The 11862-nt window shown below is 40.9% G+C and carries 12 protein-coding genes; 4 read left to right on the top strand and 8 right to left on the bottom strand.

Annotated features, from left to right (window positions below; genetic code table 11):
* Nucleotides 1-17 precede the first annotated feature (17 nt).
* Together SMI_RS05945 and SMI_RS05950 are read left to right on the top strand one after the other, a co-directional pair.
* On the top strand, nt 18-1736 hold the full coding sequence (locus tag SMI_RS05945) for a phospho-sugar mutase (protein WP_000121684.1): 1719 nt from the start codon (nt 18-20) through the stop codon (nt 1734-1736).
* A 111-nt stretch (nt 1737-1847) separates the two neighbouring features.
* On the top strand, nt 1848-2195 hold the full coding sequence (locus tag SMI_RS05950; RefSeq protein ID WP_000434642.1) for a thiol reductase thioredoxin: 348 nt from the start codon (nt 1848-1850) through the stop codon (nt 2193-2195).
* A 33-nt stretch (nt 2196-2228) separates the two neighbouring features.
* Here the strand turns inward: SMI_RS05950 and SMI_RS05955 are convergent, their stop codons facing one another.
* The 8 genes from SMI_RS05955 to SMI_RS05990 all read right to left on the bottom strand — a co-directional run bounded on the left by SMI_RS05955 (nt 2229) and on the right by SMI_RS05990 (nt 10090).
* Nucleotides 2229-3038 carry an MBL fold metallo-hydrolase gene (locus tag SMI_RS05955; protein ID WP_000004959.1) on the bottom strand — a complete coding sequence of 270 codons (810 nt, stop codon included), beginning with the start codon at nt 3036-3038 and terminating at the stop codon, nt 2229-2231.
* Nucleotide 3039: 1 nt separating this feature from the next.
* Entirely contained in the window at nt 3040-4389 is a 1350-nt protein-coding gene (gene vicK, locus SMI_RS05960) for a cell wall metabolism sensor histidine kinase VicK (protein WP_000593410.1), read from the bottom strand.
* Nucleotides 4382-5089 carry a response regulator YycF gene (yycF, locus tag SMI_RS05965; protein WP_000722073.1) on the bottom strand — a complete coding sequence of 236 codons (708 nt, stop codon included), beginning with the start codon at nt 5087-5089 and terminating at the stop codon, nt 4382-4384. The genes vicK and yycF overlap by 8 nt, the downstream gene beginning before the upstream one ends.
* 125 nt (nt 5090-5214) lie before the next feature.
* The gene (gene mutY / locus SMI_RS05970) at nt 5215-6396 is read right to left on the bottom strand and encodes an A/G-specific adenine glycosylase (protein WP_000267474.1); all 1182 of its coding nucleotides are present in this window, start codon (nt 6394-6396) and stop codon (nt 5215-5217) included.
* A 309-nt stretch (nt 6397-6705) separates the two neighbouring features.
* Nucleotides 6706-7680: a phosphate acetyltransferase gene (gene pta / locus SMI_RS05975; RefSeq protein WP_000451589.1), complete on the bottom strand. Its 975-nt coding sequence runs from the start codon at nt 7678-7680 to the stop codon at nt 6706-6708.
* Nucleotides 7681-7723: 43 nt separating this feature from the next.
* Nucleotides 7724-8620, bottom strand: a complete 897-nt coding sequence (locus SMI_RS05980) for an RluA family pseudouridine synthase (RefSeq protein WP_001209981.1) — start codon at nt 8618-8620, stop codon at nt 7724-7726.
* The gene (locus SMI_RS05985) at nt 8617-9435 is read right to left on the bottom strand and encodes an NAD kinase (RefSeq protein WP_000799056.1); all 819 of its coding nucleotides are present in this window, start codon (nt 9433-9435) and stop codon (nt 8617-8619) included. Before SMI_RS05985 ends, SMI_RS05980 begins: the two co-directional genes overlap by 4 nt.
* Nucleotides 9419-10090: a GTP pyrophosphokinase gene (locus tag SMI_RS05990; RefSeq protein ID WP_000171682.1), complete on the bottom strand. Its 672-nt coding sequence runs from the start codon at nt 10088-10090 to the stop codon at nt 9419-9421. The genes SMI_RS05985 and SMI_RS05990 overlap by 17 nt, the downstream gene beginning before the upstream one ends.
* 128 nt (nt 10091-10218) lie before the next feature.
* Here SMI_RS05990 and SMI_RS05995 point away from each other — a divergent pair, with 128 nt between their 5' ends.
* Both SMI_RS05995 and SMI_RS06000 read left to right on the top strand, forming a co-directional pair.
* Entirely contained in the window at nt 10219-10788 is a 570-nt protein-coding gene (locus SMI_RS05995) for a CYTH domain-containing protein (protein WP_000681283.1), read from the top strand.
* Between the two features lie 112 nt (nt 10789-10900).
* Nucleotides 10901-11860: a ribose-phosphate diphosphokinase gene (locus SMI_RS06000; protein ID WP_001280886.1), complete on the top strand. Its 960-nt coding sequence runs from the start codon at nt 10901-10903 to the stop codon at nt 11858-11860.
* The last annotated feature ends 2 nt before the right edge of the window (nt 11861-11862 follow it).

Genomic DNA, 11862 nt, shown 5'->3' on the forward strand with positions numbered 1-11862 from the left:
CAAAAAGGAGAATTTCAATGTCTTACCAAGAAAATTACCAGAAATGGGTTGATTTTGCGGATCTTCCTGACTATCTTCGTCAAGATTTGGAAAATATGAACGAAAAAACTAAGGAAGATGCCTTCTATACAAATCTTGAATTTGGTACTGCAGGTATGCGTGGCTTGATTGGTGCTGGTACAAACCGCATCAACATCTACGTTGTTCGCCAAGCTACTGAAGGATTGGCTCGTTTGATTGAGTCAAAAGGTGGAAATGAAAAAGAACGTGGTGTAGCAATTGCCTACGATAGCCGTCACTTCTCACCTGAGTTTGCCTTTGAATCTGCAGCAGTTCTTGCTAAACACGGCATCAAATCTTACGTATTTGAAAGCCTTCGTCCAACTCCAGAACTATCATTTGCAGTTCGTCACCTCAACTGTTTCGCAGGTATCATGGTCACAGCCAGCCACAACCCTGCTCCATTTAACGGTTACAAGGTTTACGGTGAAGACGGTGGACAAATGCCTCCACACGACGCGGACGCTTTGACTACTTATATCCGTGCAATCGAAAATCCATTTGCAGTTGAAGTTGCTGATGTCGAAGCTGAAAAAGCTTCTGGCTTGATTGAAGTTATCGGCGAAGCTGTTGACGTAGAATACCTCAAAGAAGTTAAGGACGTTAACATCAACCCAGCCTTGATTGAAGAATTCGGTAAAGACATGAAAATTGTCTACACACCACTTCATGGTACTGGTGAGATGTTGGCTCGTCGTGCTCTTGCCCAAGCAGGATTTGACTCTGTTCAAGTCGTTGAAGCGCAAGCAACTGCTGACCCTGACTTCTCAACTGTAAAATCTCCAAACCCAGAAAGCCAAGCAGCCTTTGCTCTTGCTGAAGAACTTGGTCGTCAAGTTGGTGCAGACGTTCTTGTGGCAACTGACCCTGATGCTGACCGTGTTGGTGTTGAAGTCCTTCAAAAAGATGGTAGCTACCTCAACCTTTCAGGTAACCAAATCGGTGCTATCATGGCTAAATACATCTTGGAAGCCCACAAAAACGCTGGAACTCTTCCAGAAAACGCAGCTCTTTGCAAATCGATCGTATCAACTGACTTGGTAACGAAAATTGCTGAAAGCTACGGCGCAACCATGTTCAACGTTTTGACAGGTTTCAAATTTATCGCTGAGAAAATCCAAGAATTCGAAGAACAACACAATCACACATACATGATGGGATTTGAAGAAAGCTTCGGTTACTTGATTAAACCATTCGTACGTGATAAAGACGCTATTCAAGCCGTTCTTGTCGTTGCTGAACTTGCTGCCTACTACCGTTCACGCGGTTTGACACTTGCTGATGGTATCGAAGAAATTTACAAAGAGTACGGCTACTACGCAGAAAAGACTATCTCTGTTACCCTTTCAGGTGTCGATGGTGCTGAACAAATCAAAGCGATTATGGCTAAATTCCGTAACAATGCTCCAAAAGAATGGAATGCAACAGCTATCACTGTCGTAGAAGACTTCAAGGCACAAACTGCTACTGCTGCTGACGGAACTGTTACAAACTTGACAACTCCTCCAAGTGATGTGTTGAAATATACACTTGCTGACGGTTCATGGATTGCCGTTCGCCCATCAGGTACAGAACCAAAAATCAAGTTCTACATTGCAGTTGTAGGTGAAACCAACGAAGAATCACAAGCTAAAATTGCTAACATCGAAGCAGAAATCAATGCTTTTGTAAAATAAAATCCTATTAAAGATGAGACAAATCAATCTCATCTTTTTTTCGTATCAAATCTAAGCAATTTTAGAAACTTTATGGCATACTAGACATATCAATGAAAGCGAGGTAATCTCATGGAACAATTTTTAGATAATATCAAAGACCTTGAAGTCACTACAGTTGCGCGTGCGCAAGAAGCTCTTGATAATAAAGAAACTGCAACTTTCTTTATCGGTCGCAAAACTTGCCCTTACTGCCGTAAATTTGCAGGTACTTTGGCAGGTGTCGTAGCTGAAACTAAAGCTAACATCTACTTCATCAATAGTGAAGAACCAAGCCAACTCAATGAGTTGCAAGCATTCCGCTCACGCTATGGAATCCCAACTGTACCAGGCTTTGTTCACGTTGCAGATGGACAAATCAATGTCCGTTGCGACTCTTCAATGTCAGCACAAGAAATCAAAGACTTCGCAGGATTGTAAAAGATATAAAAAAGAAGGCACTTGCCTTCTTTTTTATATATCTGTCAATGGTGTTGCGGTATCCGGTGAGGTATCATAAACCTTAAAGTCTACTCCAACTCCCAGATCAGCTTGTGCTAGCTGATTGACCATGGTCATATGAGCCAGTTCCTTGATATTGTTCTCCTTAGATAAATGCCCAAGATAGATTTTTTTAGTGCGGTTTCCTAAGGTACGAATCATGGCCTCAGCACCGTCCTCGTTAGAAAGGTGACCGAGGTCAGATAGGATTCGTTGTTTGAGTCGCCAAGCGTAAGAACCTGCTCGCAAAATCTCTACATCATGATTGGACTCGATAAGATAACCATCCGCATTTTCGACAATCCCTGCCATACGGTCACTAACATAACCTGTATCAGTCAGTATGACAAAACTCTTATCATCCTTCATAAAGCGATAAAACTGAGGTGCGACTGCATCATGGCTAACACCAAAACTCTCGATGTCGATATCTCCAAAGGTTTTAGTTTTGCCCATTTCAAAGATATGCTTTTGCGAAGAATCCACCTTGCCAAGATACTTGCTATTTTCCATAGCCTGCCAGGTCTTTTCATTGGCATAAAGATCCATACCATACTTGCGAGCCAAAACGCCTACTCCATGGATATGATCTGAATGCTCATGGGTAATCAAGATAGCATCCAAATCTTCTGGCTTGCGATTAATTTCAGCAAGTAGGCTGGTGATTTTTTTGCCTGACAAGCCTGCATCCACTAAAAGTTTCTTTTTTGGGGTTTCCAGATAAAAGGAATTTCCACTGGAACCCGACGCTAAAATACTGTATTTAAAGCCTGTTTCACTCATTCTAGTCTTCTACTTCGTCCTCCCATACTTCTTCTTTCACTGCATCCTTATCATAAGGGAGTACAATGGTGAAGGTTGATCCCTTACCATATTCACTCTTGGCCCAAATAAAACCATTATGTTGTTTGATAATCTCTTTAGCAATAGCTAGTCCTAAACCAGTACCTCCTTGGGCACGACTTCTAGCACGATCCACACGATAAAAACGGTCAAAAATACGTGGTAAATCCTGCTTAGGAATACCCAATCCTTGGTCTGAAATAGATAAAATCATCTGATCATCAGTCGTCTTCATGGTCACTGTGATTTTTCCACCATCTGGCGAATACTTGATGGCATTGTTAAGAATATTATCAATCACCTGTGTCATCTTATCTGTATCTATCTCTATCCAGACTGAGGTAATTGGGTAATCTCTCACCAGTTCGTATTTCTTCTCTTCATCCTGCCCTCTTATCTGATCAAAACGGTTGAGGATAAAGGTAATAAAAGCAGTAAAGTTAATCAATTCCACATCTAGGTGACTGGTTGCATTATCAATACGTGAAAGATGAAGAAGGTCTGTTACCATCCTCATCATACGGTTGGTTTCATCTAGAGATACTTTAATAAAGTCTGGAGCGACAGGTTCTGACAAGGCACCCTCGTCCAAAGCTTCAAGATAGGATTTTACACTAGTTAGGGGCGTCCGTAGCTCATGACTAACGTTAGAAACAAAGAGTCTTCGTTCGCGCTCTTCCTTCTCCTGCTCCGTCGTATCGTGTAAAACTGCAACCAGACCAGAAATGAAGCCTGATTCTCGACGAACCAAGGCAAAGCGTACACGAAGGCTCAGATATTCACCATTGGCATCCTGAGAATCAATCATGAGTTCAGGAATTTGGGTAATCAAATCACGAAGTTCATACTCATCTACAATCTCAAGCAATTCTAGAATACTTTTATTAAGAACATCTTCCTTCTGAACGCCTAGCTGTTTCTTAGCCATGTCATTAATCATGGTAATCTGGCCACGACGATTGGTAGCAAGGACACCATCTGTCATGTATGAGAGGATACTATTCAATCGTTTACTCTCTTGTTCCAGATTTTCTTGAGTCAAGCGAATTACTTCTGATAAATCATTGAGATTATTGGTAATATTAGTGATTTCAGAACTTCCCTGCATATCCAATACCTGAGAATAATCTCCTGTAATCAGGTCTTTAACTTTTTGGTTAATCTGCTTCAACCGAATATTATCCCGACGATTTTCTAGTAAAAGCAAGGTCACCACTAAAATAAAGCCAAGTAGAATAAGGATAAAGATAGAATCACTGGTTAAAACGGTATCTTTTATTAATTTAATCATTATTTCTCATATAATAACCAACACCGCGACGTGTTAGAATATACTCAGGACGACTTGGTGTATCTTCAATCTTCTCACGTAAACGTCTGATAGTCACGTCAACTGTTCGAACATCACCGAAATAATCATAACCCCAGACCGTTTCAAGCAAGTGTTCACGCGTAATAACTTGACCTATATGAGAAGCCAAATGATACAAGAGTTCAAATTCACGGTGGGTTAGATCTAGTTCTTCACCGTATTTCTTAGCTACATAGGCATCTGGAACAATCTCCAAGTCCCCAAATTGCAAGGGTTGGGTTTTCTTTTCATCTGATTCTTGATTATCTACAGAAACCAAGTCCGTGCGACGAAGAAGAGCTTTAACACGCGCCTGCAACTCACGATTTGAGAAGGGTTTGGTTACATAGTCATCCGCCCCAAGCTCTAAACCGATAACCTTATCAAATTCGGTATCTTTAGCAGAAAGCATGATAATAGGTACACTACTAGTCTTGCGAATAGTCTTAGCAACTTCTAAACCATCAATTTCCGGCAGCATCAAATCCAGAATAATAATATCTGGTTGCTCTGCTTCAAATTGCTCTAGTGCTTCACGACCGTTAAAAGCAGTTACAACCTCGTAACCTTCCTTGGTCATATTAAACTTGATAATATCCGAGATTGGTTTTTCATCATCTACAATTAATATTTTTTTCATTTGTTCACCTTTTTCTCTACTATTATACCAAAAAAATAGCAAGAAGACATAATAGCTAGTCTTTGCTACTGTCTAATACTCTTCGAAAATCAAATTCAAACCGCGTCAACGTCGCCTTGCCGTACTCAAGTACAGCCTGCGGCTAGTTTCCTAGTTTGCTCTTTGATTTTCATTGAGTCTAAGTTGGTTTGTGCATAAGCCTGCCAGATTTTTTGTTGGGGTTTGGCAAGTGGGTAATTCTTAAATTCTTCTGGTGAAAGCCAGCGAACTTCCCTATCTGAAAAATCATGGAAGTCACTCACCTGACCTGCTACAATTTGAACATGCCATTTACGATGACTAAAGACATGCTTAACCATTTTAAAATAAGCATCAAGCCAATCAACATCTAAGCCATAGTCTTGCTGAAAACTCTCCTCTGGACTGGGACCAGAGTTCACACTTTCTTCTGCAATCTGATGAAAGAGGTCAAACTGCTCTTCTTGCGAAAAGTTATCAACTTCTATCAAGGGGAAATGCCAAAAACCTGCCAATAGCTTTTCACTTTCATTTTTTTCAAGTAAAAACTGTCCCTGAGTATTTTTAACCACCAAGGCTTTAAGATAAATTGAGACAGGATTTTTCTTGGGAACCTTGATTGGATAACTGTCCATGGTTCCATTCTGATATGCCGCACTAAAGTCCTTAACTGGACTTTCTTCTGGTCTGGGATTTACAGGAGCCTCAATATCTGAGCCCAAGTCCATCAAGGCTTGGTTAAAGTCACCAGGCTTTTCTGGGTCAATCAAGATTTCCATCATTGCCTGAAAAATCTTACGATTACTTGGAATCCCAATATCGTGGTTGACTTCAAATAGACGGGCCAACACTCGCATAACATTACCATCTACAGCTGGCTCAGTCAAGTTAAAAGCAATACTGGAAATGGCTCCTGCTGTATAAGGACCAATCCCTTTCAAGCTGGAAATTCCTTCATAGGTGTTTGGAAATTGGCCACCAAAGTCCGTCATAATCTGCTGGGCTGCAGTCTGCATATTACGAACTCGAGAATAGTAACCCAAACCTTCCCAGGCCTTCAACAAACGTTCTTCAGGCGCATTCGCCAAACTTTCTACTGTTGGAAACCAGTCCAAGAATCGTTCGTAATATGGAATAACTGTATCCACCCTGGTTTGCTGGAGCATAATTTCAGATACCCAGATATGATAAGGATTTTTACTTCTACGCCAGGGTAAATCTCTTTTGTTTTCATCATACCAGGCAAGAAGTTTCTTACGGAAAGAAACAATCTTCTCATCCGGCCACATGACGATACCGTATTCTTTCAAATCTAACCATATCTCTAGTATAACACAGAAGACTCTAACTGTCCTTTTCCTAGTATTAATACTCTTTGAAAATCTCTTCAAACCACGTCAGCTTCGCCTTGCCGTATATATGTTACTGACTTCGTCAGTTCTATCCACAACCTCAAAACAGTGTTTTGAGCTGACTTCGTCAGTCTTATCTGCAACCTCAAAGCAGTGCTTTGAGCAACCTGCGGCTAGTTTCCTAGTTTGCTCTTTGATTTTCATTGAGTATAAAAAGCCTCTTCCCAAAGGAAAGAGGACTAAATCTTATTGATGAACCGCTTGAGCTGCTGTGATAAGGGTCAACTTGTAAACATCATCAGCATTACATCCACGAGAAAGGTCGTTAACTGGCTTGTTCAAACCTTGCAAAACAGGACCAACAGCTGCAAAACCACCAAGACGCTCAGCCATCTTGTAGCCGATATTTCCTGCCTCGATACCTGGGAAGATGAAGACATTGGCTTGACCAGCTACCGTACTTCCAGGAGCTTTTAGAGCTGCAGTTTCTGGAACGAAGGCCGCATCAAATTGCAACTCACCATCGATTTCAAGGTCAGGGCGCAAGTTGTGAGCAATTTTAGTTGCTTCAACAACCTTATCAACGCTTTCTCCAAATCCTGAACCTTTAGTAGAATAGCTTAGCATAGCAATTTTAGGCTCGATTCCAAACATCTTAGCTGTAATTGCTGAGTTGATTGCAATTTCAGCCAAAGCTTCTGCATCTGGATTGATGTTAATGGCACAGTCTCCAAATAGATAACGTTCAGAGCCACGAACCATGAGGAAGGCACCTGAAGTACGCGTTACATTTGGACGAGTTTTAATGATTTGAAGGGCTGGACGAACTGTTGAAGCTGTTGAGTGAATCGCTCCTGACACCATTCCATCAACCAAGCCCAAGTAAACCAACATAACACCAAAGTAGTTGACATCTTCAACCAAAACTTTGCGTGCATCTTCTTCAGATATTTTGCCCTTGCGACGTTCTACCAAGGCAGCAACCATTTCTTCAAATTTATCGTAGTGTTGAGGGTCGATAACTTCATAACCGTCCTCAATACCTTCTATTTCAATATAGATTCTAATTTTTTCAGGATTTCCAAGCAAAACAGGAATCACTTCTGTTTCTTTTACCAGGCGTTTAGTCGCTTGAAGAATACGAGGTTCTTCCCCTTCAGGGAGAACGATACGAGCATTTTTACCAACCAAGTTGGCTTTAAGACTTTCAAAAACTTCCATGAGTTTTCTCCTTTAAGATAATAATTATACTCTGAATCAGTTTTTATAGAGTATTAGTTGATAACTGGGTAATAAGGTTGCTAAAATCATCCGGCAAGGGACTTTCTAACTGCAAGTCTTGCTCTAAAAATGGATGATAGAAGGATAGGTAATGGCAATGTAGGGCTTGGCGCTGAATTCCATCATCTAGACTACCACCGTACAAGTCATCTCCCAACAAAGGAAAACCGATATGAGAAAAATGGACTCGGATTTGGTGGGTTCGCCCAGTGTGCAGGCGAATGTCGACCAAGTGAATACTTCCATAGGAAGCGACAATCTTGTAGGAAGTATGAGCGTACTTCCCACCTTTAGCTACTCTTCTAGTGATAATAGAGTCTTCATCACGAGCAATCGGGGCAATAATTTCCCCCTCTGACTCCAAGTGTCCATCACCTTTAACCAAAGCAAAGTAGCGTTTTTCAATGGACTTCTTCTGCAGCTGCTTGTCTAATCGTGCGTGGGCATAGCCGTGCTTGGCAAAGAGCATCAAGCCAGAAGTATCTCTATCAAGTCTGGTCACAATGTGAACCTGCTGATTTTCATAGTTTTGCTTGACGTAGTAACCCTTGATAAAATTAGCGATGGTATTGGAGTGATTAACACTAGGAATAGAAGCCACTCCATAGGGTTTGTTTAAGACTAGAAAATGATCATCCTCATAGAGAATGTCTAATGGTCTCTCAATAGCTTCGAGAGTTTCAAAGCCTTCCTCAGCGGGAATATCAATGGCAACGCGGTCTCCAATATCCAATAGATAGGTTGCATTTTGTGGTTGATCATTGACCAGGATAGCTCCGCCTCGAAACTTAACCTTAGCCAGCAGTCCCTTAGAAACCTCATGCTTTTTTAAGAAGGTCTTAACCTTGATATGCTCATCTGCGATAAATTCAAACCTCATTCATCCACCTCGCCAATGAAAGCATCCTTAACACGGTTCCAGAAACTGGTGTGGCTCGGTGATGCAACAAAGTGAATCTTATGATGGTCGATTTGATACTCAATTCGTTCAATATTGCGGAAGGAATAAACGCTATTGTCAACCGAAATAGTATGGTAATCGTTTCTCGTCGGGATAAGTTCAATCTTATCCTTCTTAGGAACAATAATGGATGAACCCAGCGTTCGATAAACACGATTGTTAAGGCTAGCAATTTCCGTTAATTGCAAAGCTTCAATGGTTGGGTGTAAAACAGCTCCACCAAGCGACTTGTTATAGGCTGTGCTACCAGTCGGTGTCGAAACTGTTAGCCCATCTCCACGAAAACGTTCAAAGTGGACACCGTTAATCACAACATCCGCCACCATAGTTCGATCAGACCTGCGGATACTGGCTTCATTTAGTGCTCTGAAAATCTTCACTTCCCCATTTTCAAGAAAGACCTTCACATTCAGAACAGGGTAAGAGACTCTTGCTCCGGTATCTAGCTGCAAATTAGTCACTAGCTTGTCCAACTCAAAATCACGGTAGTCCGTATAGAAGCCCAAATGTCCAGTGTGAACACCGATAAAGCGGACCTTGTCAAGCTGGTTTTCGTACTTATGAAAGGCCGACAAGAGCATACCATCCCCACCGATGGAAATGACAATGTCCGGATTGGTATCATTGAGTATAAACTGATTTCTCTTCAAACGATCTCGCAATTCATACAAAACCCTTTGACTCTGTGGTTTTCTATTTGCTATCAGGTCAATTCGTTTACCTGTATTCTTCATCTGTATCGTCACTGTTTCCTACACCGTCATTTAATTTTCTACTCAAAGGATCAAAAAGGGCCTGGGCTTCCTGGATATCATCTCGAATTTTACCCATTTCTTCATCCAACTGATGGGCAATCTTGGCCGTGATTTCCAGTCGCTTCTTTATCTCCTCTGGGAAATCCCCTTGGTACTTGTAGTTGAGAGAATGTTCTATCGTTGCCCAAAAATTCATGGCCAAGGTACGAATTTGAATTTCCGCCAAAATGGTCTTGGCTCCATTAATGGTATCAACCGTATATTCTACTACCACGTGATAGGAACGGTAGCCCGATGCTTTTCGATGAGTAATGTAATCTCGCTCCTGTATGATCCGCATATCCTGACGTTTGCGCAAAATCTCCACTACTTCCTTAACGTCATCTACAAACTGAACCATCACACGCAAACCAGCAATATCTTGCAAATCGTGTTCCAAGGTCGCATAAGTAATGCCACGCCGAGCCATTTTTTCCTTGATGCTCTCAATCGGCTTGACTCGACCCGTCACAAACTCAATAGGAGAATGCTTATTTTGCTTGCGATATTGCTTGCGAATACCACGTAGTTTAATCTTTAACTCACCAACAGCTTGAATGTAAGGATCTAGAAATTCTTCCCATTCTAAGGTCATATATTCTCCCTTGTTCTCATATTATCCTTCAAAAATATCTTTGATTTTTTCTCCAGATTCATATACAATAAATACAAAGCTATTATATCATATAATCCGCTTTCATAGATAAAGAAAAGGTAAGAAAATTGAAACATTTAGAAATTGAATTGAAAACACTCTTGAAAAAAGATGAATACAATCGTCTAAAAGACCAGTTCACAGGTGTCACTCCTGTCCTTCAAAAAAATTACTACATCGACACGCCTGATTTTGAACTGCGAGAAAAGAAAGTTGCTATGCGCATTCGAACCTTTGAAGACTGGGCAGAATTGACTCTCAAAGTCTCGCAAAGTATTGGAAACATGGAGTACAACCAAAAATTGCAACTAAAAGATGCTGAAAACTATCTGACCAAGGAAGAACTCCCTCAGGGGCTTGTGCTCGATGAATTGGCTAAACATGGCATCCAAAGCAAGAACTGGCAGGTACTAGGTTGTCTCACAACGCTTCGCTATGAAATGAAGACAGCTATTGGTCTCATGGCGCTGGATGAGAGTCAATACTTTGATATAACAGATTACGAATTAGAGCTTGAAGTTGAAAATCACGAGCAAGGCAAACAGGATTTCCAACAATTTTTAGAGGAAAATCAGATTTCCTATCAAAAATCTCCCTCAAAATTGGTCCGATTTGTCAAAAGCATGAAAAATAGCTGAAATAATCTCTATTTTTTGGTAAAATAGAAAAGATAAAAATACAAAAATCCCAGTTCATATAGGTAAGACAGATATAACTAGGATTTATAAAGTTTACAGAGGACGGTCTATAATGTCAGATAAAAAAAACATGAAACTTTTCGCACTCAATTCTAACCAAGAGATTGCACAGAAAATTGCTCAAGCTGTTGGTGTCCCACTTGGAAAACTATCATCACGTCAATTTTCTGACGGAGAGATCCAAGTTAATATCGAAGAGAGTGTCCGTGGTTACGATGTTTACATCATCCAATCTACAAGTTTCCCTGTTAACAACCACCTAATGGAATTATTAATTATGGTTGATGCTTGTGTGCGTGCAAGTGCCCACAGTATCAACGTTGTCCTTCCGTATTTTGGCTATGCACGCCAAGATAGAATCGCATCATCTAGAGAACCACTAACAGCTAAACTAGTTGCTAACATGCTAGTTAAAGCTGGTGTAGATCGTGTCCTTACCCTCGACTTACATGCAGTTCAAGTACAAGGTTTCTTTGATATTCCTGTAGATAATCTTTACACTGTTCCTCTCTTTGCTAAACACTACTGTGATAAAGGATTAAGAGGTTCAGATGTTGTTGTCGTTAGCCCTAAAAATTCAGGGGTTAAACGTGCTCGTAGCCTGGCTGAATATCTTGATGCTCCTATCGCCATTATCGACTACCCTCAAGACGATGCAACTCGCAACGAAGGCTATATCATCGGTGATGTTGCAGGTAAAAAAGCCATCTTGATTGATGACATTTTAAATACAGGACGTACCTTCTCTGAAGCTGCCAAAATCGTTGAACGTGAAGGGGCTACAGAAATTTATGCTGTTTCTAGCCACGGCCTCTTCGTTGAAGGTGCTGATGAACTTCTTGACAATACTAAGATTAAAGAAATTCTTGTGACTGATTCAGTAGCAACAAAAGAAAAAACTCCTAAAAACGTATGCTACATCACTGCTAGTGAGTTAATTGGTGATGCTATCGTCCGTATCCACGAAAGAAAACCAGTCAGCCCACTCTTTGGCTATAACAAAAAGAAATAAGG

It is taken from the genome of Streptococcus mitis B6 (genome assembly GCF_000027165.1).
In the GTDB taxonomy this organism is placed as follows: Bacteria; Bacillota; Bacilli; order Lactobacillales; family Streptococcaceae; genus Streptococcus; species Streptococcus mitis_AR.

What these genes read in the sequence shown, in the direction of transcription:
- pta (WP_000451589.1), bottom strand. Translation starts at nt 7,680, where the DNA reads ATGGAAGTTTTTGAAAGTCTTAAAGCCAACTTGGTTGGTAAAAATGCT.
- vicK (WP_000593410.1), bottom strand. Translation starts at nt 4,389, where the DNA reads ATGATTAAATTAATAAAAGATACCGTTTTAACCAGTGATTCTATCTTT.
- SMI_RS05955 (WP_000004959.1), bottom strand. Translation starts at nt 3,038, where the DNA reads ATGAGTGAAACAGGCTTTAAATACAGTATTTTAGCGTCGGGTTCCAGT.
- SMI_RS06000 (WP_001280886.1), top strand. Translation starts at nt 10,901, where the DNA reads ATGTCAGATAAAAAAAACATGAAACTTTTCGCACTCAATTCTAACCAA.
- SMI_RS05985 (WP_000799056.1), bottom strand. Translation starts at nt 9,435, where the DNA reads ATGAAGAATACAGGTAAACGAATTGACCTGATAGCAAATAGAAAACCA.
- SMI_RS05945 (WP_000121684.1), top strand. Translation starts at nt 18, where the DNA reads ATGTCTTACCAAGAAAATTACCAGAAATGGGTTGATTTTGCGGATCTT.
- SMI_RS05980 (WP_001209981.1), bottom strand. Translation starts at nt 8,620, where the DNA reads ATGAGGTTTGAATTTATCGCAGATGAGCATATCAAGGTTAAGACCTTC.
- SMI_RS05990 (WP_000171682.1), bottom strand. Translation starts at nt 10,090, where the DNA reads ATGACCTTAGAATGGGAAGAATTTCTAGATCCTTACATTCAAGCTGTT.
- mutY (WP_000267474.1), bottom strand. Translation starts at nt 6,396, where the DNA reads ATGTGGCCGGATGAGAAGATTGTTTCTTTCCGTAAGAAACTTCTTGCC.
- SMI_RS05950 (WP_000434642.1), top strand. Translation starts at nt 1,848, where the DNA reads ATGGAACAATTTTTAGATAATATCAAAGACCTTGAAGTCACTACAGTT.
- yycF (WP_000722073.1), bottom strand. Translation starts at nt 5,089, where the DNA reads ATGAAAAAAATATTAATTGTAGATGATGAAAAACCAATCTCGGATATT.